This is a genomic window from Sorangium sp. So ce327 (assembly GCF_051530205.1).
Lineage (GTDB): Bacteria > Myxococcota_A > Polyangia > Polyangiales > Polyangiaceae > Sorangium > Sorangium cellulosum_B.
This window is the reverse complement of record NZ_CP150330.1, coordinates 5,430,533-5,453,634: the sequence shown is the minus strand read 5'-3', so window position 1 is coordinate 5,453,634 and position 23,102 is coordinate 5,430,533. Positions and strand designations below refer to the sequence as shown.

At 72.7% G+C, this 23,102-nt stretch carries 17 protein-coding genes; 8 read left to right on the top strand and 9 right to left on the bottom strand.

From position 1 onward, the window contains the following. Positions 1-76 precede the first annotated feature (76 nt). The 3 genes from WME95_RS20415 to WME95_RS20405 all read right to left on the bottom strand — a co-directional run bounded on the left by WME95_RS20415 (position 77) and on the right by WME95_RS20405 (position 3,490). A complete protein-coding gene (locus WME95_RS20415; RefSeq protein ID WP_437910036.1) occupies positions 77-862 on the bottom strand; it encodes a hypothetical protein in 786 nt (261 codons plus the stop codon). Positions 863-1,264: 402 nt separating this feature from the next. Further along, positions 1,265-2,671, bottom strand: coding sequence for a methyltransferase domain-containing protein (locus tag WME95_RS20410; protein ID WP_437910034.1), 1,407 nt, complete (start codon positions 2,669-2,671; stop codon positions 1,265-1,267). Between the two features lie 168 nt (positions 2,672-2,839). After that, positions 2,840-3,490, bottom strand: a complete 651-nt coding sequence (locus WME95_RS20405; RefSeq protein WP_437910032.1) for a transaldolase family protein — start codon at positions 3,488-3,490, stop codon at positions 2,840-2,842. Between the two features lie 308 nt (positions 3,491-3,798). Between WME95_RS20405 and WME95_RS20400 the strand changes: the two genes are divergently transcribed. After that, entirely contained in the window at positions 3,799-5,343 is a 1,545-nt protein-coding gene (locus WME95_RS20400; RefSeq protein WP_437910030.1) for an ATP-binding protein, read from the top strand. Positions 5,344-5,363: 20 nt separating this feature from the next. Here WME95_RS20400 and WME95_RS20395 read toward each other — a convergent pair whose 3' ends face one another. Further along, a complete protein-coding gene (locus WME95_RS20395) occupies positions 5,364-6,875 on the bottom strand; it encodes a sigma-54-dependent transcriptional regulator (RefSeq protein ID WP_437553914.1) in 1,512 nt (503 codons plus the stop codon). 119 nt (positions 6,876-6,994) lie between these two features. On the opposite strand from WME95_RS20395, the gene WME95_RS20390 reads away from it, so the two are divergent. The 6 genes from WME95_RS20390 (at position 6,995) to WME95_RS20365 (ending at position 14,844) form a co-directional block, all read left to right on the top strand. Then, positions 6,995-7,852, top strand: a complete 858-nt coding sequence (locus WME95_RS20390) for an outer membrane protein assembly factor BamD (RefSeq protein WP_437910028.1) — start codon at positions 6,995-6,997, stop codon at positions 7,850-7,852. Next, on the top strand, positions 7,849-8,163 hold the full coding sequence (locus WME95_RS20385; RefSeq protein WP_044965207.1) for a hypothetical protein: 315 nt from the start codon (positions 7,849-7,851) through the stop codon (positions 8,161-8,163). Before WME95_RS20390 ends, WME95_RS20385 begins: the two co-directional genes overlap by 4 nt. Before the next feature lie 110 nt (positions 8,164-8,273). Next, entirely contained in the window at positions 8,274-8,750 is a 477-nt protein-coding gene (gene greA / locus WME95_RS20380) for a transcription elongation factor GreA (RefSeq protein ID WP_437718555.1), read from the top strand. Further along, positions 8,747-12,259: a sulfatase-like hydrolase/transferase gene (locus WME95_RS20375; RefSeq protein WP_437910026.1), complete on the top strand. Its 3,513-nt coding sequence runs from the start codon at positions 8,747-8,749 to the stop codon at positions 12,257-12,259. The genes greA and WME95_RS20375 overlap by 4 nt, the downstream gene beginning before the upstream one ends. Before the next feature lie 31 nt (positions 12,260-12,290). Then, positions 12,291-13,586, top strand: a complete 1,296-nt coding sequence (locus WME95_RS20370; RefSeq protein ID WP_437910024.1) for a hypothetical protein — start codon at positions 12,291-12,293, stop codon at positions 13,584-13,586. Next, a complete protein-coding gene (locus WME95_RS20365; RefSeq protein ID WP_437553906.1) occupies positions 13,573-14,844 on the top strand; it encodes an outer membrane protein assembly factor BamB family protein in 1,272 nt (423 codons plus the stop codon). The genes WME95_RS20370 and WME95_RS20365 overlap by 14 nt, the downstream gene beginning before the upstream one ends. Positions 14,845-15,388: 544 nt before the next feature. On the opposite strand, the gene WME95_RS20360 is transcribed toward WME95_RS20365, so the two are convergent. Together WME95_RS20360 and WME95_RS20355 are read right to left on the bottom strand one after the other, a co-directional pair. Next, positions 15,389-15,949, bottom strand: a complete 561-nt coding sequence (locus WME95_RS20360) for a GNAT family N-acetyltransferase (protein WP_437910021.1) — start codon at positions 15,947-15,949, stop codon at positions 15,389-15,391. 107 nt (positions 15,950-16,056) lie between these two features. Then, positions 16,057-17,751, bottom strand: coding sequence for a hypothetical protein (locus WME95_RS20355; RefSeq protein WP_437910019.1), 1,695 nt, complete (start codon positions 17,749-17,751; stop codon positions 16,057-16,059). A 477-nt stretch (positions 17,752-18,228) separates the two neighbouring features. Between WME95_RS20355 and WME95_RS20350 the strand changes: the two genes are divergently transcribed. Beyond that, complete coding sequence (locus WME95_RS20350; RefSeq protein WP_437553900.1) at positions 18,229-19,656, top strand: serine/threonine protein kinase; 1,428 nt, start codon at positions 18,229-18,231, stop codon at positions 19,654-19,656. Between the two features lie 23 nt (positions 19,657-19,679). Here WME95_RS20350 and WME95_RS20345 read toward each other — a convergent pair whose 3' ends face one another. The 3 genes from WME95_RS20345 to WME95_RS20335 form a co-directional block, all read right to left on the bottom strand. Then, positions 19,680-20,528: a hypothetical protein gene (locus WME95_RS20345; protein ID WP_437910017.1), complete on the bottom strand. Its 849-nt coding sequence runs from the start codon at positions 20,526-20,528 to the stop codon at positions 19,680-19,682. A 140-nt stretch (positions 20,529-20,668) separates the two neighbouring features. After that, on the bottom strand, positions 20,669-21,796 hold the full coding sequence (locus tag WME95_RS20340) for a carboxylate-amine ligase (RefSeq protein ID WP_437553898.1): 1,128 nt from the start codon (positions 21,794-21,796) through the stop codon (positions 20,669-20,671). Next, positions 21,793-22,776, bottom strand: a complete 984-nt coding sequence (locus tag WME95_RS20335; RefSeq protein ID WP_437910015.1) for an ATP-grasp domain-containing protein — start codon at positions 22,774-22,776, stop codon at positions 21,793-21,795. The genes WME95_RS20340 and WME95_RS20335 overlap by 4 nt, the downstream gene beginning before the upstream one ends. Positions 22,777-23,102 lie beyond the last annotated feature (326 nt).

Sequence of the window (23,102 nt, the reverse complement as noted above, 5' to 3'; positions counted from 1 at the left end):
AGCGCCGCGCCCGCTGGGCGCGGGCTTCAGGACGCCACGACAGATCGTACGCTCCCCGGAGAGCCGCCCGCAAGCGCTACTGGGGACAGAGACCGGCAATCTTGACGGCGGTCGCGGCATACTCGCCGCCGAGCGCATAGGCGTCGGCGCACTCGTCCGTCGCGGCCGAGTTCGTCGCGCTGCACCAGTCGCCCTTCAGCACGATCCCGCCGCTCTCGTCGCGCTTGCACGTATTGGGCGTCTCACCGGTGCCGTACTCTCCAATATCGCCCGAGAGCACGACACAGAGGCTCTGCTCGATCCCGGGGATGATCACCCGGTCGACCTCCTCCAGCGTGATGAACGCGGTGAGCTTGCCGCCGTTGATGAACGCAGGGGGATCGCCGTCCGGGCCTGGGAGGCAGGCCTCCATCGGGCTGAGCGCCTCGTGATTGTACCGTCCGATGCAGTTCTTGTCCGCCGACACCTTCGCGTCGGTGAGCTGCACCTGGTGCATGGGCAGGACGATCGGCTCGGTGGCCGCGTCCCCCGCGCCCGTGTCCAGGAAGATCGGGACGTTCAGGATGTCGGACGCGCCGCTCCACGCGCCGTCGGTCAGGGGGGCGTCGAGCTCCTTCGGCGCGATCTCGAACTCGCCTGCAGACATGTTGGCGAAGCAGTAGCCCGCGAGCGGGTCGCTCGTGGGCATCGCGCCGCCGGTGCGCAGCTTGCCGGTCGCCGTGTCGAACTCGAGCAGCCAGGAAAAGGTCCCGGTGCCATTCAAGTTGCACACGGGCAGGTTCATCGTCAGGCCCTCGGCGACGAGGCGGGCGATAAAGCCGACCGCGAGCACGTCGGGCTTCGTGATCGTCAGCTGCGCCATCCGCAGACCGAACTTCGTCGCGCCCTGATTGTCGTGGACGGCAATGCACTCGGAAGCGACAGCCGTGCAGACCGGGTTCGTCGGTGAACAGTCGCCTGGAGCCCCGCCGCCGGTCCCTCCCGCTGAGCTCGAGCTCGAACTCGAGCTCGTCTCGCCGGCGTCGTCGCCCCCGCACCCCGCTCCCGCCGCCGCGCCCATCAGCGCGGACACACCTAATACGCAAAAACCCTTCAAAAACCGCATCTCTTGCCTCCTCCGGTGTTGCAAGGTGCGGAGTATAGGCGGCAGAAATGCGATGACCACGCGGTCGAGGTGACGCCGCGCCGCGTCGCTATAGCCACATTCACGTCACACGCCGATGAGCCCGGCGCGCTTCGTCCGCGTCGCCGTGCGGCGTGACGCCTAGCGGCGCTCGTAGCGGTCGCCGAGCCGGGCGCCGACGGGGAGCGCGCGCAGCAGGCGAATCATGGTCCACACCGTGCCAGCCAGCTTGCGCAGCTTCGAGGTGCCGACGCGCTCGTTGTACTCGATGGGCATCTCCACCACGCGATAGCCGCACTTCGCGGGGAAGAGCAGCGTGTCGATGGGCAACGCGTCACCCTCACCGTCGAAATCGAACGCGCGAATCACCGAGCAGCGGTAGGCGCGCATTCCGCTGTGGACGTCGGTTGTCGGGATACCATGCATCGCGTGTGTCATGGCGGCAAAGGCGCGGTTGGCGACGTAGTTCGGGACCGGCATGGCCGCCGGCCTCGTGCGTGTGCGCGCGCAGTTCACCACGTCGGCGCCCTCCTCCTCGATGAGGCGCCTGAGCATGGGGATGTTCTCGGCCGGATAGGTGAAGTCGCAATCGAGGTAGATGAGCAGATCGCTCCGGGCGGCGGCGCTGTACATGAGGAGCTCCATGGCCGGCCCGTGGCCTCGGGGCGGCACCTGCCGGAGCACGCGCGCCCCGAGGCCGGCCGCGATCTCGGCGGTCCTGTCCCGCGTGGAGCTGTCGACGCAGAGGATCTCCGCGTCGGGCGCCGCCTTCCTGATCTCGCCGATCATGGCGCCGACGCTCTCCTCTTCATCCATGGTCAGCATGCCGACGGTGAGCCGCATCCGGCGCGGGCGCGGCGGCTTCCTGGCGACGATCACGTGCTGGAACGCGAGGAGGCCGGGCGCGCGGTCGGCGACCACGTCCTCCAGCGGGCGGACGAGCGCGTGATACGCCTTGTAGGGGAGCGAGCTGGCGAGATCGCCGGGGTCGTCTCCTGCGCCGAGGCCGCGGAGGATGAGCCCCTTGGCGGCCCGGACGAGCATCGGGTTCTGCTCGACGCGGAGCACCTCGAGCCCGGCGCGCTCGATGAGCCGGACCGCCGACGCGCGGGTGAAGAAGCGGAGGTGCGTGTCGTCCAGGATGCCGCTCGGCTCGTAGTCGAACCGGCCGGCGAGCAGGCCGATGCGCACCGGCCAGGCCGCGACGTTGGGGAGCGAGACGATGACGTGGCCGTCCTCCTCGAGGTGGGGCAGGAAGCGGCAGAGCACGGCGAGCGGGTCGGCGGTGTGCTCGAGGACGTCGGCGAACAGGAGCAGGTCGAAGCGCCGGTCGCCGAGCGCCTCGCGCACGGCGGCGTCGCTCGTGATGTCGGCGGCGAGGACCTCGTCGAGCGCCGCGCCGGCGCGCGCGAGCGAGCCGGGCGCGATCTCGATCCCGGTCACGCGCGCGCCCGTGCGCTTGACGGCGGCGCCGTTGAGCCCGATCCCGCAGCCGACGTCGAGCACCGTCCGCGGCCGGCCGGCGGCGGAGACGAGGGCCCGGTTCACCTCTTCGACCGCGTATTTGCGCCCGGCGAAGGCCTCCGGCGCGGCGCGGGGCGGCGAGCGCCGACCCGGGGTGTCCCCGTTACCGAGAGGGCGCGGCCCGCAATCTTCGCGGCCTTCCCTGTCTTCCCCGTCTCCTCGCGCGTGGCCGGGCTCGGCGTTCACGCGCGGCTACTTAGCACGCTTCTCCCAGGCGGCGTTGAATTCGCGGATCGTCTCCTCGGTCTTCGGGTTGTGGAGCATCTTCCGCAAGATGGCGGGAGGCACGGTCACGATGTGCGCGCCGGCGTCGAGCGCCTCGTTCACGTCCATGAGGTGGCGGATCGAGCCGACGATGATCTCGGCGCCCAGCCGCTCGCGATCGAGCCTCGCGCGCGTGCGCTCGATGACCGGGGTCGCGGCGTAGCCCATGTCGCGGATGCGCCCGCTGAAGATCGAGACGTACGCGCCGCCTGCGAGGGCCGCGAGGTAGGCCTGGTTGAAGCTCATCACGCACGTGACGTTGGTGCGCACGCCGCGCTTCGCGAGGGCGTGCGTCACCTTGAGGCCGACGTCGCTGAACGGCACCTTGACGCAGATCCGCTCGGGCGCCCACGCGTGATAGCCGCGGGCCTCGTCGAGCATCGCCGCCTCGTCCTCGCTCGTCAGCTCGACCGACACGGGCCCCGCCGACACCGCGAGCACCTCGCGGATGCGCCGCTCGAGATCGACGCAACCCGCGTCGCGCGCGAGGATGAGCGGGTTCGTGGTCACGCCGGAGAGGACGCCCCAGGAGAAGAGCTCCTTGATCTCGGCCGGGTTCGAGCTGTCGAGGAAGAACATGGAGCGCTCCAGCGGGCTCGCTCGAGCCCCGGCGCGGTCTAGGCCAGTTCGATGCAATAGAGAAGGGGGATAGCGAAGGGGGATAGCGAAGGGGAATAGCGAAGGGGAGAAGGGGAGAAGAGAGAAGGGGAGAAGAGAGAAGGGGAGAACGAGACACCGTCCACGCTGCGCGGCTCGCCGCGCCGCCCTGCAGTGACGTTCGCGGTGCGGCCGGTGTGAACGACGTTGCAAAGACGGAGAGTCCGCGCTTCAGTTCTGGTTGTCGGAGATGTCGCTCCGGCGGAACGTTTCTCCACGGCCATGCGTCGATGAGCAGCGGACGATCGTCGAGGGATCCGGTGGCGCACAGCCCGCTGCTCGCGGCTTGCTCGCCGGCGGGGCTCTACGTCGCCGCGCCCGACGGCCACCTCGTCGACTGCAACGAGGGGCTCGCCCGGCTGATGGGCTATGGCTCGCGGGAGGAGGCGCTCGCGACGGGCGAGCTCCACCTCGGCGGGGGCGCGGCGGGCGCGACGCCGCAGCCGGCCGGCGCGGTCGAGGGCTTCCTCACCCGCCGCGATGGATCGGCGGTCCGGGTGATGAGGACCGAGACCATCGCGGAAGCGCGCGGCGAGCGGCTCGTGGTCGGGGCCATCGTCGATCTCTCCTCCGCGCGCTGCACCGACGATCGCCGGCGCGAGCTCTCGGAAGGGCTCGGCCAGGCGCAGAAGATGGAAGCGGTGGGGCGGCTCGCGGGCGGGATCGCCCACGACTACAACAACCTGCTCGCGATCATCCTGAACTACACGAGCCTGGTGATAGAGGAGCTCGACGAGCAGAGCCCGGTGCAGAAGGATCTCGCCGAGATCAAGCGCGCCGCGCAGCGGGCCGCGTCGCTGACGCGGCAGCTGCTCACGGTGAGCCGGCGGGGGCTCGCGCAGCCGGTCGTGCTGGATCTGCGGGACGTCGTGCGCGGCATGGACGGCGCGCTCCGCGCCGCCGTCGGCGGCAGCATCGATCTCGCGATCGCGCTCGGTCCGTCGGCGTGCCGGGTGCTGGCGGACGCGGGGCAGCTCGAGCAGGTGGTGATGAACCTCGCGCTGAACGCGCGCGACGCGATGCAAGGCGGCGGCCGGCTGTCGATCGAGACGCGCGCGGTCCGCGTCGACGCTGCGGGGAGCCTGCACGACGCGCACCCGGCGGTCCCGCCCGGCCGGTACGCGCGCCTCGTCGTGAGCGACACCGGCAGCGGGATGTGCGACGACGTGCGGACCCGCGCCTTCGAGCCGTTCTTCACGACGAAGCCGAGGGGGAAGGGGACCGGCCTCGGGCTCGCCACCGTGTACGGGATCGTCAAGCAGTGGCACGGCCACATCGAGCTCGCCTCCCAGCCCGGGCAGGGCACGCGCGTCGAGATCTACCTGCCGCTCTCCGCGCGCGCGGCGTCCTCGCGGCGAGCGCGCGCGGGGCATCCGCGCCGCGCAGCGCCGCGCCCGGGCGAGGGCGGGACGGTGCTCGTCACCGACGACGAGGACGCGGTGGTCACGCTCGCGAGCCGGATCCTGGGGCAGAACGGCTACACGACGCTGACGGCGCGCGGGCCGCGCGAGGCGCTGCGCGTCTGCGAGGCGCAGCGCGGGCGCGTCGACCTGCTGCTCACCGACGTGCTGATGCCCGAGATGTCCGGCGGCGAGCTCGCCGCTCGCCTCGTGAAGCTCAGGCCGGACATGAAGGTGCTCTTCATGTCCGGCTACACGGGCGACGCGCTCGACGGCCCGTTCGCCGTCCGCCCGGGCGCCGCGGTGCTGGGGAAGCCCTTCACGGCCGAGTCGCTCCTCCGCGCCGTCCGCAGGGCGCTCGAGGGGGCCGCGTAGGCGGGACGCGCCGGCCTTGCTTACGGCGCCTCACCTCGCTTGATGCCGTACGCGCGGATCTTCTTGTGGAGGTTCGTGCGCTCGACGCCGAGCAGGACGGCCGCGCGCGAGATGTTCCAGTCGAGGCTGGCCAGCACCTCGACGATGTAGCGGCGCTCGGACCGGTCGCGGAACTCGCGGAGCGTGAGGCGAGGGCGCTCCGGCTCGTGGCGGGCCGCGCCCGCGGGCGGCTCGGCCGCGCCGGGGGCGGGGGGCGCCGCCGCGCCGTCACCGGCGGCCCCCTGCGCGTCGTCCTCGAACGGGTTCTCGTGCGGATCCTCCGGGAGATCGGCGATCGTGACGACATCGCTCGAGAGGATCGCGGCGCGCTCGATCACGTTCTTGAGCTCGCGGACGTTGCCCGGCCAGCTCCGGCGCTCGAGCGCGGCGTAGACCACCGGATCGATGGCCTTCTGCTTGAGGCCGTTCTCGTTGCAGAACGCCGCCATGAACGCGTCGGCGAGCGCGCGCAGGTCCTCCATGCGGTCGCGCAGCGCCGGGCTCTTGATGGGGAACACGGCGAGGCGGAAGAAGAGGTCCTCGCGGAACCGCAGCGCGGCGACCTCGCGCGAGAGGTCCTTGTTCGTCGCGGCGAGCACGCGGACGTCGACGTACCGGCTGTGCTCGCTGCCGACGCGGCAGATCTCGCCCGACTGCAGCGCGCGCAGCACCTTGGCCTGGGCGGCGAGGTCCATGTCGCCGATCTCGTCGAGGAACAGCGTGCCGCCGTGGGCCTGCTCGAAGAAGCCCCGCTTCGGTCCGCTCGCCCCGGTGAACGCGCCGCGCTCGTGGCCGAACAGCTCGCTCTCGATGAGCTCGCGCGGGATCGCGGCGCAGTTGACCCGGACGAAGGGGCCCCGCGCCCGCGGCGACAGCCGGTGGATGGCGCGGCTGACGAGCTCCTTGCCCGTGCCGCTCTCGCCCGTGATGAGCACGCTCGCCTTCGTGGGCGCGACGCGGTCGATCTCCTTGAACAGCCGCTGCATCGCCGCGCTCTGGCCGATCATCTCGTAGCGCGCCTGCACCTGCGCCTTGAGGTCCTCGACCTCTCGAGCGAGCCGCGAGTTCTGCAGCGCGTTCTTCACGCCCACGAGGACGCGCTCGCGGTTCAGCGGCTTCTCGAAGAAGTCGCTGGCGCCGAGCTTGATCGCCTTCACCGCGTCGTTGACGGTCGCGTGGCCGCTGATCACGATCACCGGGAGCTCGCGGGTGGCGTCGTCCTGGCGCACGCGCTGGAGGAGGTCGAGGCCGTTCATGCCGGGCAGGAGCAGGTCGACGAGGGCGAGGTCGACGGGGCTGTCGCCGTGCGCGAGCAGCTCCAGCGCCGCCTCGGCGCTCGGCGCCTCCGCGACCTGGTAGCCCTCGCCCTGCAGCACCAGCGCGAGGGTGCGGCGGATGTTGCGCTCGTCGTCCACCACGAGCACGGTGGGCGCGGCGGCGCCTCCTGGCGGGGCGGTGGCCGCTGGGGCGAGCGGCGGAGAGGAAGCGGGCATGGGTCGACCATACCCCAGCTCAGCCGTGCGCTACGATGCGGGGAGCGAAGGAGCACAGGCCCGCCCCCGCGGCGGAAGCCCTGGCGCGCCGGCGCCGGATTGGGTACGAGGCCTGCTCGATGAGACCCTCCGCCGCTGTCCTCGCCCTCGCCGGGTGCCTCGCTGCCCTCGGCGGGCTCGCGGGCTGCGATTTCGAGCTCAACGACGGCCGCACCGCGACCCTCACGTACACCGAGGACGCGCGCGCCGCGTACAACGAGGCGATGGCCGCCTTCCAGGCCAAGGACTGGGAGGACGCGCGCGCCCTCTTCGGCGAGGTGAAGCGGCTCTTCCCTTACAGCCGCTACGCCCGGCTCGCCGATCTCAGGATCGCGGACCTCGATTTCGAGCAAGGAAAGTACCCGGAGGCGATCTCGGAGTACCGCGCGTTCATCCAGGAGCACCGGACGGACCGGAACGTCGAGTACGCGAAGTACCGGATGGCGAAGGCGCTCTACCTGGACATCGACGACACGGTGTTCCTGCCGCCGGCCGAGGAGCGCGATCAGGCGACCACGCTCGAGGCCTACAAGGAGATCCGGACGTTCCTCCGGCAGTACCCGCGCAGCCGGTACCGCGAGGACGCGGCCTACATGCTCGAGGTCGTGACGGGGCGGCTCGTGCGCCACGAGCTCTACGTCGCGCGCTACTACCTCAAGGAAGACGCGTTCGACGCGGCCCTCGCGCGGATCGACTACGCGCTGCGGACCTTCCCTGGCTCCGGGCTCGATCCGGAGGCGCTCGTCCTCAAGGGCGAGACGCTCCTCAAGATGAAGAAGCCCGACGAGGCGCGCGCCGTGTTCGAGTCGGTCATCCGGGACTGGGGCGGCCCGTTCGCCGTGACCGCGCGCCGGTTCCTCGACGAGATGGGCGGGCCGCGCGGCATGCCTGCCAAGAAGGCGGCGTCGGGCCGCGCCCCCGCGGGGCCGCGGCTGTGACGCAGGCCGTCGGGCGGCCGTCCTCCGGCGCTCGCTACGTGCTGGAGCAGGCCGACGCCGGAGATGCGCCAGGGGAGTTCGTGTACCGGGGCCTCGTGCGGCTCCCGGACGCGGACGTCCCGGTCGAGGTGCGGGTCGCCGAGGCGACCGGCGCGGCCACGGCGACGGTGGACGCCGCGGCCGTCCCGCACGGCGGACCGCACCCCGAGGAGCTCTCCAGGACGGCGGCGGCCCTCGTCCGGAGCGCGACCAAGTCAGCGGACGCCCATGCGCGGCGGCCGCCGCGGAAGATCGTTCGCTGGCGCGGCTAGGCGAAGGCGGCGGGGGCACGCGCTGCGGTCCGGGCGCCCGGCGCCTCGGGCGATCGGCGCGCCCAGGGCCGTCGTCTCCCGGCCGGGAGCCATGCTAAAAGCGTCCCACCATGTCCGAGAAAGTACCGATGACGCCCGAGGGGCAAGTGCGGCTCCGCGAAGAGATGCGACGGCTGAAAGAGATCGACCTGCCGCAGGTCGTCAAGGACATCGGGACGGCCCGGGAGCACGGCGATCTCTCCGAGAACGCCGAGTACCACGCCGCCAAGGAGCGGCAGGGCATGATCGTCGCCCGCATCAGCTACCTCGAGCAGACGCTCTCGCGCGCCGAGGTGATCGATCCGTCGAAGCTGAGCGGCAGCAAGGTCCAGTTCGGCGCCAAGGTCAAGCTCGCGAACGTGGACACGGACGAGGAGCAGAGCTTCCAGATCGTCGGCCCCGAGGAGGCCGATCTCAAGGTCGGGCGCATCTCCATCGCCTCGCCGCTCGCGCGCGCGCTGCTCGGCCATGAGGTCGGCGAGGAGGTCCGCGTGAACATGCCCGCCGGGCCGCGCACGTACGAGATCCTCGAAGTCTCCTACGCATGACCGAGCGCAACGGGGCCGCTCCGATGCGCCCGCGGGGCCATGGGGGCGCCAGCCGGCCTCCTGGGGGGCCCGCGCCCTCCGGGCGGCCCCTCCTGGGGAGCCGGCCTGACACGACGGCCGCCGGGGAGGGGATCGCCGGCGTCGTGCCGGGGCCGGCCGGCCACCGGGCCCCGGCGGCGCCGCGCCCGCACGCCGGGCCGGCGCGCCCGTCCACCCCGGCGCCCGCGCCGAGCCGCGCCACCTTCCCGAGCGGGAGCTCCGACGCGCCTCCGAGGAAGCTGGAGACGGAGATCGGGTGGCGCATGGCGGACGCCTACCTCGCGATCGCGGCGCTCGCGCTCGCCGAGCTCCTGGTCGTCGGCGTGTGGCGGTGGCGAGAGCTCCTCGGGCCCTACGAGCTCGGCCGCGCCCTGCGCGACCTCTTGCCGCTCGCGCTCTCGGCCGCGGCGCCGTGCGCCGCCGTCCTCGGCGCGGTGCTCGAGATCGTCATGCGCGCCGAGCGCAAGGCGTTCCGCGCCGCGGCCGCGCTGATCGCGGGCGCGTTCGGCGGCGTGGTGGCCTTCGGGGTCTCGACGGGGCGCATGCTCGAGGGCGGCCGGCGCGCGCCCTTCATCGCGGCGCTCGCGCTCGTCGCCGCCGCGGCGACGTTCGCTGCGGCGCCGCGCGCCGCGCGCGCCCTGAAGCGAGCGCGCGCCGCGGCCTCCGGCAGGTGGCTCCTCCTCGCGGCGATCTGCGCGATCGTCCTGCTCGAGGTCGCGAACGTGCGCGTCTTGCCGCGCCTCTACGCCGCCTTCCACCTGGGGCTCGCGGCGCTCACCCTCGCGGCGGCGACCTTCGCGACGCCGGCGCTGCCTGCCGGCGCGGCGCGCCTGGAGGACCTGCACGGGCGGCGCTCGCCCAGGCTGGTGCGCGCGGCGCTCGCGCTCGTCCTCTTCGCGTTCGGCGCGGCGCTCGCGCCCGGCGCCGCGAACAGGCTCGCGTCGGCGGACAACATCCGGCTGATCTACGCGACGCACGGCCCGCTGCTCGGCCACGTGGTCGAGCTCGCCGCCGTGCTGTCGCCGCCCGAGCCGCTCGACGCCGCGCCGCTCGACGAGCGCGCGAGCGGGCACGCCATCGATCTGCGGGGGCGCGACGTCGTGCTGATCAGCGTCGACGCCCTGCGCGCCGACCACGTGGGGGCGTACGGCTACGACAGGAAGATCACCCCGAACCTCGATCGCCTCGCGGCCGAGGGCGTGCGCTTCGACGCGGCGTACACGCCGACGCCGCACACGTCGTACGCGGTGTCGTCGCTCATGACGGGCAAGTACATCCGCCCGCTCGTGCTGCAAGGGCTCGGGGACGACTCCGAGACCTTCGCGCAGCACCTCCGCCGCTACGGCTACAAGACGGCGGGCTTCTATCCGCCGGCGGTGTTCTTCATCGACGGCGAGCGCTTCGGCGCGCTGCGCGACCGGGCGCTCGACTTCGAGTACCGGAAGATCGAGTTCGCGAGCGCCCAGCTCCGGCTGGAGCAGGTGCGGAGCTACCTCGCCGGGCTCGGGCCGGAGCAGCGCGCGTTCATGTGGGTGCACCTCTTCGAGCCGCACGAGCCGTACGAGGCGCACCCGGAGCACCCGCTCGGCGACCGCGACATCGACCGCTACGACGCGGAGATCGCCGTGGCGGACGCGGGGGTGGGCGCGATCGTGGACGAGGTCCGCAAGGGGCGCCCGGACGCCGTCGTGATCGTCACCGCCGATCACGGCGAGGAGTTCGGCGAGCACGGCGGTCGCTATCACGGCACGACCGTGTACGAGGAGCAGGCGCGCGTGCCGCTCGTCGTGAGCGCGCCCGGCCTGCTCTCGCCGCGCGTGGTCCGGGCGCCCGTGCAGCTCGTCGATCTCCTGCCGACGGTGCTCGCGGGGCTCGGCATCCCGAGGCCGGCGCGCGTGCGCGGCGCCGACCTCGGGCCGCTGCTCGCCTCCGGCGACGAGGCGGCGGAGCAGGGCAAGGCGGCCCCGCCGGGCGGGCCGCCCTCGCTCCCGGGCTTCGCGTTCGCCGAGACGGACACGCAGACGCTGCTCGCGAAGGGCACGCTGCGGCTCGTCTGCGCGCGCAAGATCGGCGCGTGCGCGCTCTACGACGTGGCGACCGATCCGCGCCAGCAGGAAGACATCTCCGCGCTGCGCCCGGCGGAGCTCGGCGCGATGCGGTCGGAGCTGCGCGCGATCGAGGCGTCGCACGGGCGCTACGAGGTCCGCGGCCTCCGGCAGGAGGGCAAGGGCTGGCCCGACGCGCTCCGCCGCGGCATCGCGGGCGACGCCGACGCGGTCGTCGAGGTCGCGGCGCTGCTCGACGACGCGGACGTGGCCATCCGGCGCAAGGCGGGCGAGGTGCTGTTCGATCTGCGCCGCTCCGAGGCGGCGCCCTCGCTGCGCCTCGCGCTCGTGCGCGACGAGGACGACGAGGTGCGGCGCTGGGCGGCGCTCTCGCTCACGCGGCTCGGCGAGGGCGCGCCGCTCACCCGTGATCTCGTCGTCGATCGCGATCGCAAGTGGCGGCGCCTCGCGGCGCTCGCGCTGGCGGAGTCGGGCGATCGCCGCGGCGACGACGTGCTCGTGGCGTGGCTGCGGCACGTGGTCCGCGGCCCCGAGCAGGACGGCGGCGCCGACGCGGGCGAGGTGACCTCGTTCGAGCGGGCGCGCGAGATCGTGGACGCGCTCGCCAAGATCCGGGTGAAGGCGGCGCTGCCGCCGCTCATCGCGGCGCTCGGCGACGTGCGGCTCCGCCCGTACGCCGCGGCCGCGCTCGCGGCGATCGGCGAGGACGCCGCGCGGCCGGCGCTCGCGGAGCGGCTGAGCCAGGAGCCGTACCAGACCGCGCGGGTCGCGATCGCGGAGGCCCTCGTGAAGCTCGGCGCCGGACCCGAGCTCCGGGCGCCGCTCTTGCGCATGCTCGGCACGCCCGATCCGCTGCCGGGGGGGCTCGGGTTCGCGCTCCGGGCCGACATCCTCGACCTGCTCGGCGGGCCGCGCGAGCGCGATCTCGGCCGCCTGCGCCGCTTCGCGAAGAGCGGGGTGGGCCTCGGCGTCGTGATCCCGAAGGCCGGCAACGGCAAGGGCGTGCGCGTCCTCTGCCGCGCGCGGACCGACGACGGCCGCGCCGGCGAGGTGCGGTTCGGCAGGCCCACGCGTGGCTGGCGCCCGCCGAAGCGGGACGGCGCGTCGCTCGTCCCGGCCAGCGCGCCGGAGCTCGATCCGGAGCGCGCGGTCACGCTCGCGATCCCGCCGGGGAGCGAGCCGACCGAGGCGTTCGCGACGCTGCCGCCCGCGGCGGGCGCTCAGGCCGGCAATTACGGCGATTTCGTGGTGTACGCGACCCAGAACGTCGAGGTGTCCGCGTGCGCCGTCGTCCCGCTCAGCGACGAGATCCCGCCCCCGCCGCCTGCGCCCTGGTCGCCCGAGGAGGCCGGGGCGCCGCCGCGCTCGGACGACGAAGCGCCCGCCGCTCACCGGCCAGATTGACGCCGCAGGCCGCGAGACTAGAGTCCGCCGCGTGTCGGACAAGGACCGAGAGCAGGCCGAAGAGAAATCCGCGCGGAGCGACGGCGATGTCGCCACGCGGAGCGATGGCGACGAGGACGGGGCCGCGGAGGCGGCCCCGGCGAGGCCGCCGCGCGGCGCTCCGGTGAAGGACGCCGGCGGCGACGACGGCGACGGCGAGGCCGCGCAGCGCGTGGCCGAGGCGCTCGGCGTCGGTGAGGCGGAGGAGGCTCCCGCGCCGGAGGCGGCGGGCGAAGAGGCGGCCGAGGCGGCGCCGAACCGCGCGGCCCGCCGCCGCGACGAGGCCACCACGCGCCGTCGCAAGAAGAAGGCGACCGGCGAGGAGCTGCCCAAGGACAAGAACGCCCGCGCGAAGGAGCTGCTCGCTCGCCGCAGGGAGCAGGCCGAGGGGCGCCGCCCGGTCCAGCTGTTGCCGGGCGAGATGGTCGAGGACGCGCTCAGCCGGATGAGCAGCGGCGCTGGCCGGTGGATCAAGGCGAACTTCCACATCCTCCAGTGGGGCGCGCTGGCGGCGATCGTCGCGACCGGCGGCGTGCTGTTCTACCTGTCGCGGGCCGAGAAGAAGGACGCCGTCTCTTCGTCGGCGCTCGTCTCGGCCGTCGCCGCGGACCGGGGCAGGGTGCTCGCCGAGGACACGCGCACCGAGGAGGAGAAGGAGCTCGACGTCACGAGGACCTTCAAGACCGCGGACGAGCGATCGGCCACCGCGCTCGCCGAGTACAACAAGGTCATCGACGAGCACGCCGGCACCGGGGCGGCGACGCTGGCGAAGCTCGGGCAGGCCGGGGTGCTGCTCGACAAGAAGGACTACGCGCACGCGCTGGACGCGTACAGCGTCGTGGTCTCGTCGCCGCTGGCCGGGGCCGATCCCGACGTGAAGGGGCGCGCCATCGAGGGCATCGCCTTCGCCCGGGAGGGCAAGGGTGATCTCGACGGCGCGCTCGCGTCGTTCAAGGAGCTCGAGGCGATCGACATGAAGGGCTACAAGGAGCTCGCGCTGTACCACCAGGCGCGGCTCCACCTGGCCAAGGGCGACACCGACAAGGCGAAGGAGCTGCTGAAGAGCGCGCACGAGAAGCTCCAGGCGCCGTCGACGGAGGGCCGCCCGTTCCAGTTCCTCGAGGCGGTCGTCGAGGAGATGCTGCGCAAGATCGATCCGGCCGCCGTGCCGCCCCGCGCCGCGTTCGGCGGTCCGAAGGGCCAGTCGATGACGCCGGAGGAGATCGAGCAGCTGCTCCGCCGGGCGCGTGAGAACGCGGAGAAGAAGGCGGGCGATGCGCCGCAATAGCCGCGCAGCGGGCGTCGCGCTCGTCTGGCTGGGGCTCGCGTCGCTGAGCGGCTGCGGCAACCTGGGCGTCGCAGCGGCGCCCGACGCGCCGCTCTGGCTCCACCACCCGGGCGGCGCCCTCGGCATCACCATGCGCCGCGAGCTCACCGCCGAGACGCGCAAGGTCGGCGAGGCCTACGAGCGCGGCCGCCCCGAGATCGACGTGGCGCACCGGCGTGTCTTCGTCGGATCGAGCGATCACGGGCTGTACGCGCTGCGCGCGGACACGAGCGACGTCCTCTGGCGCTTCGAGACGCTCGGCCCGGTGCAGTGCGAGCCGCTCTACGACGCCGCGTCGGACACGGTCTATTTCGGCTCGGACGATGGCGCGCTCTACAAGGTGCGCGCGTCCGATGGCGCGCTGCTCTACCGCTTCATGACCAACGCGAGGGTCGCGCGGCGGCCGGTGTTGCGCGACGGCGTGCTCTACGTGACGAACTCGAACGACACGCTGATCGCGCTCGACGCGGCGACGGGGGCGATGCGCTGGCACCAGCACAGGACGCCGGCGGGCGGGATGGAGATCTCCGGGCACGCGGGGCCGGCGCTCGGCCGGGACAAGGTCTACACCGCGTTCTCGGACGGGGTCGTGATGGCCTACGACCTCAAGGACGGGTCCGAGCAGTGGGCGCTCGTCGACCTGGCTGCCGAGGCCGAGCAGAGCGCGGGCGGCCAGACGCCGAAGTACCTCGACACGGACACCACGCCGGTCCTCGGGAAGATCGCCTCGGGCGATGTGGTCTTCGTGGCGGGTTACGCGGGCGGGGTCTTCGCGCTCGACGCAGAGAACGGGACCCGGGCCTGGATGAACGAGGCGGCGGTCGGCGTGACCGAGCTCCTCCTGTGGGAGCAGCCTGCGCACCAGCCTCGGAGCGGAGGCGGTCCGATCGTGCCCGCGCGGAAGGTGCTGCTTGCGTCCTCCGGCATGACCGGCCTGTGGGCGCTCGATCCGGAGGATGGCCGCACGATCTGGCGCCGGGACCTGCCTGACGGCGGCATCTCGGCCCCCGTGCCGTTCTCGGGGGCGCTGCTGGTGACGACCACGCGCTACGGGATCTTCCTGTTCTCTCCGCTGGACGGGGCCGTGATCGACGGCATCGAGACCGGCGGCGGCATCGCGATGACGCCGGCGGCGTACGGCCGGCGCGCGTTCGTCCTGACGAACGGCGGCTCGCTGCTGAGCCTCGACGTCGAGACGCCCCCGGTTCCGAAGGGCTGAACACACGTACAGATTGAGGCGCGGCGGCTCGATGCTGGCGGGCCGAAGGGCGCGCTCGGCGTTGCGGACGACGCCTTGAGGCGCGTTGCGGGGCTCCGTGGTGCATCCGGCCAGGTCTCGTGGCGGGCAGAGCCAGGGGTGGCGGCCGACCGTCCGTGGGCGAGGCCGACCGACCCAGGTTGCGGCGACCGGTGCGGCCGACCCAGGTTGCCGCGGGCGAGGCCGACCGACCGACCCAGGTTGCGGTGCAGCCGACCCAGGTTGCCGCGGGCGAGGCCGACCGACCCAGGTTGCGGTGCAGCCGACCCAGGTTGCGGCGATCGCGACCGCCGCGGGATGCGGCCCGATCGGCCCTCAGGTGCATGGATTTGCTCGTGAAATCGAGCCGAGCTCCCCTGCCGGCCGCACCTGCATTGGATCGCATAAGAAACATTATGTCAACTCGCGCCGCCGGTCGGTTTTCCGGGCCCCACGGCTGGCGCGGGCGCAGCCAGGCGAACCCCGGCACACGACGGCCCCGAGCGAACGGTCCGCCCGGCCGGGCTCAGCTCTCGCTGCGCTCGTCGCCCCCGTCGCCCTCGTCCAGCGCTTCAGGGCGTTGCGGCGGGATGGCCGCCCACAGGATGACCTCGCCGGCTCGGGCCGGCGGGCTCCCGGAGGCTTCCTGCTCGCTCCACCACGCGCGGACCTTCGCCGGCGCGCCCTCGCCGAGCGGCTGGAAGCCCTTCTTCTCGTAGAAAGCCTGGGCCCAGCTCGCCTTCGCCCTGGAGCGCACCACGACCTGCTCCATGCCGAGGTCGCGCGCTCGATCCTGGAGGTCCGCGAGCAGCCGCGTCCCGATGCCGCCTCGCTGGTGGTCCGGGTGCACCGAGAGCTCCTCCAGGACTGCGACCCCGGGCGCCTCGTCGCGCCACGCCAGGTAGCCGGCTACCTCGTCGTCCGCCTCCGCCACGCGCACGTCGTGTCGCCGCGTCAGCGCGGCGAGATCGGCGAGCGTCCGCGCCTCGATCTCCGCCGCCCCAGGGCCAGCCTCGCGCTGCGTCGCCGTACAGGCCTGCTCCAGCGCTACGAGCGCCGGCAGCTGGGCCTCCTGCAGTCCTGTCACGCGGATCCGCTTCGGGGCTGTCCGTTCGTCATGCATCCCCCGAGGCTACCGTCGATGCGCGGGATGCCCCACTTCTTGCCGAACGTGTCCCCGCGGCGCCGCGCAGCTCAGCTGCGCAGCTGGAGCAGCCGCGCGATCGTCTCGCCGTCCCCGGGGCTCAGCGGGACGAGGATCCCGAGCGCCGCGCCCCGGGGCGGAGCGTTCCTTCCGTCCATCGGCACGAGCCGGAGCTCCCCGGCGCTCGAGATGCCGATCACCGCGATCCGCAGCGCCGGCAGCGGCTCGATCTGCGACGCGGGCAGCCGCGGCGGTGGCGCCTGCCATTCCCCTTCGTACGGCGGATCGCTCCACGACGAGTCCTCCGACGAGCCCCCACGATCGTCCGTGGCGTCTCCCTGCGACCAGGACGCCGCATCTTCCGCGCGCTGCCCCTGCACCGCGTCCGAGGGCTCCCCCGCCAAGGTCGGGTCGCCCTGATGATCCGCAGAGGCGATGCCGGCGTCGGCTTCATCCGGCTCGGCCTCGGTCCAGTCGGCGCGGTCGTCGGACGCGTGGTCCGCCTCCGGTGCGGCCGCGGGCGGCTTGCCGTCGCCCGCCAGCTGCTCCAGGGCGAGCATCGGCGTCTCCTCGTCCAGATCCTCGATCCGGAGTTCCATCAGCACCCGCTGCTCCTGCGGGGTCAGGGGGCGGCGCGCGGTGCCCTCATCGTCCGAGCTCGGCCAGAGCCCCGGGCGCCGCTCGGTCGCCTCCTGCGAAGAGCCCGCGCCGAGCGGGACCGCCGGCCGCCGCGCCAACGCCGCGGCCATGGCCGTCGGCGTCGGCACCGTCGCGCGCTGATCGGCCGGAGGATCCGCGTCGGCCGGCAGCTGCTCCCCGCTGGCACTCTCGCGCGCGGCGTCCGACGCGCCCTGCCCCGGCTCCTGGCCAGCGAGCGCCCCCGCGGCCGGGAGCTTGACCGCCGGGACCTCCTCGGTCACCGCGGTGGTCGACGACACCCTCCCGTGGGGCGACGCCGCGAAGCCGGTGATCGCACGCGGGTTCGCCGGGACAGCGTGGCCAGGCGATCCGGCCGCCCCCGGCGGGGCGCCGGTCTTCGTCGCCGCGGCAGGGCGCGCCGGGAGCCCTGGCGCGTGGCTCGGCGTGCGCGCCGCGGGCGACAGCTGGGTCGGGGTCACCTCGCGCAGGGCCGCTGCGCTCACCGGCGCAGGGGCGCGCCCCGGCACCACCGACGCCGGCCGGCCCGGCCCCGCCGCGGGCCTGGGCACGGCGCCGTCGCGGAACATCGCCGCCGCGGACGGGATCGGCCCTGTCGGCGCATCGCCGGCGGGCGCGCGGACCGAAGGCGCCCGCATCGCGGCGGGCGGCGCGCTCGTGCCCGCGCCGCCGCGCTCGGCTCGTCCTGCGTCCACGCCCGGCGGGTGCGACGGTCGCGCCAATGCCCCCGGCGCGCTCGGCCTGGGCGGCGCCGCGCTCGCCGTCGCGGGAGGCGCGCCGGACGCCTGGGGAGGCGCGCTCGCGGCCGTATTCGGCGGCGCGCTCGCGGTCGTGGGCTGCGAGGCCGTGGCCGTATCCGCATCGAGCGCCGCGATCTTCTGCGCCACCTCCGCGGCGGCCTTGAAGAGCTCGAGGGCGCGCAGGTCGGCGTTGGCATCCGAGGCCTGCTCCGCGGCGCGGCGCAGCCATTTCAGGGCCTCGTCGCGCTCCCCGCGCCCCCACAGCGCGGTCGCGGTCGACAGCGCCCAGTGCACGTCTTCGTTGTCTTCGTCGTGAGGCGGTGGGATCGGGCGCAAATTGGCTTCCATGAGGCCTCGTCGAGCAGGTCGCTCACCGTGTATCACGACTCCAGCGCCCGCGTCTTCAACGCGAGCTGGCGCACTTTTCGCACCTTTGCGCGCACTTTTACACGCGTCTTTACACGCAACGAATCATTCCCTTTCGCCGCGCTCGGTTCCCCTCGGTTCCCCTCGGTTCGCATCCGTTCCGATCTCCTCGCGCGCCACGTCGATCGCCCCGGCCGCGCTCGCCGCGTCCTCATCTTCGGGCCGCGCTCGCCTACCCTCCGCTGCGATGCGTCCCTCCGAGGCGCCTTCGCCCCCGAGCTTGAGGTCGGTATACGCTTCGTGGCACCCTGGCTTTGCGGGACCTCCTTCGTGACGTGCAGGCGCGATGGCGCTGCGTCGCTCCGGCAGACGTCGAGGCTACGGGCCTCCACGAACGTAACGGTGGCACTCGAGCCCTACCCCTCCAAACTCCGCCTCCCCATCTAGTAGGACCACCGCGTGCAGATCCTGTCGGACCTCAAGCCTGGAGACACGCTGGGCCGCTACGAGCTCCTCATGCCGGTCGCCCGTGGAGGGATGGCGGCCGTCTGGGCGGCGCGCCTCGTGGGATCCCGCGGCTTCCAGAAGATCGTCGCCATCAAGACGATGCTGCCGGAGTTCGGCGACGACCCGGCCTTCGAGGCCATGTTCCTCGACGAGGCGCGGCTCGCGTCCCGCATCCGGCACCCCCACGCGGTCGAGATCGTCGAGCTCGGCGACGAGAACGGCGTGCTCTACATCGTCATGGAGTGGGTCGACGGCGACACGATCGCCTCGCTGAACAAGCAGGTGAAATCGACCGGCGGCGTCCCCCTGCCGATCCTCCTGCGCATCGCCTCGAGCATCTGCGCCGGCCTGCACGCCGCGCACGAGCTGCGCGACGACGAGGGCAGGCTCGTCGACCTCGTGCACCGCGACATCTCCCCGCAGAACGTGATGGTGTCGTTCGACGGCATCGTGAAGATCGTCGACTTCGGCGTCGCCAAGGCCACGGGCCGCCTGCACGAGACGCACGTCGCCGGCCAGCTCAAGGGCAAGATCCCGTACCTCTCGCCGGAGCAGCTCACGTCGGGCAAGGTCGATCGGCGCGCCGACATCTTCTCGCTCGGGGTCCTCCTCTACACGACCCTCAGCGGCTACCACCCGTTCCGCGGCAAGACCGACGCGAAGACGATGGAGAACATCATTCGCTTCGCCCCCGTCCCCATCCGCGAGCTCGTGCCGGACATCCCCTTCGATCTCGCGCTGGCGATCGAGCGCGCGCTGGCCAAGGATCCGGCGGACCGCTGGAGCGACTGCGCGTCGTTCCAGCGAACGCTCGACCAGATCGCGATCTCTCTCGGCACCCCGGTCACGGAGGGCGACGTCGGCCGCTTCGTCCGCGAGACGCTCGGGGACGCCGTGACCGAGCGCCGGAAGAAGCTCGCGACGGCGATCCAGCTCGCGGACAGCCGCTTGTCGGCGCGGGGGGAGCTCCGCGCCACGTCCGGGCGGCGAGGCGAGCCGCGCAGCAGCAAGCGGCCGCCCGCCGGGAACACGCCGCTGCCCGCCACGTTCGCCGGCATCCTCCCCGTCTCCCTCGACGAGCCGCCGCCCAAGTCCTCCTTCCCGCCGCCCTCCAGCCGCAAGCTGCCGGTCAAGTCCGCGCCTCCGGCCCTGATGACGCCGGCGCCCCGCCGACGGCGGCGGTGGCCCCGCCGCATCTTCCTGGCCCTGGTCGTGGTCCTGCTGCTCGTCTCGGGGGCGGCGCTCGCCGCCCGCGCGGGCCTCCTGCCCGTGCCCGGCGAGGTCCACGACGCCCTTCGCGACGTGCGCGCGCTCCTTCGCGGCGCGCGCGAGCTGCTCCGCGGCGTCCTCGAGCGGCTGAGCGCGCTCCTCGCGGACTAGCGCGGACTAGCTCCGCGCGGCCGTCACTTGATGCCGGCGGACGGCTCCGGCAGGCAGACGCCGAGCGCGCAGAGCAGCAGGTTGACGTCGCCTGCGGCGCAGTACACCTGCCGCGCGCAGTAGTCGTCGTAACCGCAGAGCTGATGGCAGGACGCCTCGTTCCCGAGCGCCCCGGTGAACGTCATGCAGGACCAGCCGCTCGACAGCCAGAGCCCCTCGGGCCGCTTCGTGTCGAAGAGGCACGCGTCGGCGCGCGTCTCCGGGTCGAACACCTCCGCGGTGCAGGCGTCGCCTCCGGACAGCTTGCCCCGCGCGGCGGACATCGTGTTGAGCAGGTAGGTCACGTCGCACGCCTGATCCGAGGCCGAGTCCCGCGCGATCCGGGCGCGCAGCTCGTCCTTCCTCGCCGCGTAGGATCGGACCGCGCGGATCGCGCCCGTGACCTGGTTGTTCCCGCCGTCGGGCTTCGTCCCTTCGGCGAGCGCCGCCAGCACCTTCTCGACCAGCTGCTCCGTCTCCGGATCGGCGCCCGCGGAGCCGTCCTTCGCGTAGCCGAGCCGGATGGTCGAGGGCGGCGTGCGCGACGTGCACGGCTTCGCGTGCGCCCAGAGCTCCTCGCTCACGATGGGCGGCCGCTTGGTGAACGGCTGCTTGCAGACGCCCACCGATCCGGGAGGCAGCGAGCCGGAGGCCCGCGGCGTCGGCTGCCCAGGACCTTCGTTGACGTACTCGGTCGACGCGCAACCCGCGGCGCCCGCGGTGACGGACAGCGCGAGCAGCCAGCCCACCGAGAGAGCTGCGACGCAGCGATGCGGAGCGTTTCCCACGGCCGCACGGTAGCAGAGCCGGAGCGCGAGCAGAAATTCTCGCACGGAGGCGCGCCTCGGCCGGCGGCCGCCTCTCGGTGCACCCTGCCCTCCCCGCCGCCCCCGCCCCGCGGCCGGGAGGAGGGCTCCTCCCGGCGCGCGGCCTCCCCACGGCGCCCACGGCGTCCTCCGCCGCCGGGCAGCTCTTACAGGCCCAGGCTCGACTGCTCGATCAGGTCGTCGACCACGGCGTGGAAGCTCTTCGTCCTGGCGTAGACCGCGAGCTGGCGATCCGCGCTCGTCCCTTCGTGGAGGATCCTCCGGATCCGCTCGAGCTCGCCCTGCGATCCGAAGATCTCCGCCGACTCCTGCACGAACTCGAGGAGCTCGCCCACGAGGTGGCGGACGGGGACCTGCTCCTGCTTCCCGAAGTCGATGAGCTGCCCGTCGAGGCCGTAGCGCACGGCGCGCCACTTGTTCTCCTCGATGAGCTCCTGCCGGTACTCGCGGAACCCGAGGTTGCGCCGGTAGAGGAGGTAGAGCTTGCCCATGACGGCCTGGACGAGCGCGGCCAGCGCCACGGTGTCGTCGAGGCGCGTGGTCATGTCGCAGATCCTCACCTCGACCGTGTCGAAGAACGGGTGCGGGCGGACGTCCCACCAGATCTTCTTCGCGTTGTCGATGCAGCCCGTCTTCACGAGCAGATCGACGAAGCGCTGGAAGTGGCCGTACGACTCGAAGAGCCCCGGGATCCCGGTGCGCGGGAAGCGCTTGAAGATCTCGCTGCGCGTGCTCTTCAGCCCCGAGGGGCGGCCGAGCCAGAACGGCGAGCTCGTGGAGAGCGCGAGGATGTGCGGCAGGAAGTAGCGGACCTGGTTCGCGAGGGCCATCGCCACCTCGCGGTCCTTGACGCCGACGTGGACGTGCAGCCCGAAGATGAGGTTGGCGCGGGCGACGTCCTGCAGGTCCTCCACGATGCACCGGTAGCGCTCGCCGTCGGTGATGTCCTGCTTCTTCCAGTCGCTGAACGGGTGCGTCCCGGCCGCGACGATCCGCATCCCCCCTCGCCGCGCGAGCGCGTTCAGGCTGCCGCGCAGCTCGACGAGCTCTCCCCTCGCCTGCCGGATGTCCCGGCAGACCCCGGTGCCCGTCTCCACGACCGACTGGTGCATCTCCGGGCGGGCCCGGCCGCGCAAGAGCTCGTGGCCCGGCCCCCCCTCGAGCAGCTGGCTCACGTACGACCGCAGCTCGCGCGTCTCCGCGTCGACGATCTGGAACTCCTCCTCGATGCCCAGCGTGAACTGGCCGTCGAGGAGCCCCTCGACGTCGGTCATGACGAGGCCCCGAGCCGGACCTTGCCCACGGAGGGCCGGACGAGCCTCGACCACGCGTAGCCGTCCCTCGTCCGCCGGTCGCCCCTCGAGCACTCCACGGCGAACGCGACCATCCAGTCGACGGCGATGTTGAAGTACCGCTCCCGCAGGTGCTCGATGTGCATGTCCGGCGCCGGGTTCGTGAAATCGATCGCGTACGGGACGCCATCGCGGATCGCGAACTCGATCGAGTTCATGTCGTAGCCGAGCGCCTTGTTGATCTTGATCGCGTCCTCGATGACGCGGTCGTGCAGCGCCTTCGGGAGCCACCGCTCGTTCTCGTGCTGCACGTAGCAGCCGCGGAGCCCCGTGGGGCCGATCGCCCTGGGGTCGTACTGGATCGGGAGGACGCGATCCTTCCCGACGCAGATGCAGCGGACGTAGTCGTCGAAGTCGATGAACTCCTGCAGGGTCATGACGTTCTGCCCCGAGGCGTTGTAGGCGGCGAGCAGCTCCTCCTGGCTGCGCACCACCGACACGTCCTTCCACCCGCCGCCGTCCGCGGGCTTGAGGATGGCCGGGAAGCGCACGTAGTCGATGATCGCCTCCCAGTTGAGCGGATACTCGAGGTTGCGGAGGCTGCGTTCCTTGACGATCGCCGGGATGTAGTCGCGCTGGGGCAGCATGACGGTGCGCGGCGTCGCGATGCCGATCTGCGACGCCAGCGAGTAGCCGAAGAACTTGTCATCCGCGCTCCACCAGAACGGGTCGTTGATCACGTACGCCCCGCCGAGCGCGGCGGCCTTCAGGTAGAAGCGGTAGTGCTTCACCTCCTGGCTGATCCGGTCGATGAGCACCCGGTACGGGCTCTCGAACCGCTCGGGTGTCCCGCCGAGCTTCGCGATCTCCGCCCGGACGCCCGGAATCTTGTTGCACCTCTCGAGGAAGGCCTGAGGGAACGACTGTTCCCAGCCGACGAGGATGCCGATCTTCTCCGCCATACGTTGCTTGCTCCTCCACTACGCGACCACGCGGCTGGCGCCGCTGACGCACAGCGTAGCGCGGACACATGGGAATTTTACGCTGGAAGTGTGTCGATGAGTCAGGTTGTCACACGGTCCAACAGCTCTGTTCGCACGTCTGCCAGGCGCGTTCGTGACAGCGCTTGCCGTCGCAGCAAACGAGCGACGCGAAGCGCGGGCGCGGCGCGGCACGGATCGCGAGGGCGGAGACCGGGGGCGGGCCCGCGCGACGGCGGGCGGCGCGTGGCGAACGCCACGGAGATCCAGGGGCAGGCGCGGGCTCGATCAGCCAGGGACGGAGGCCG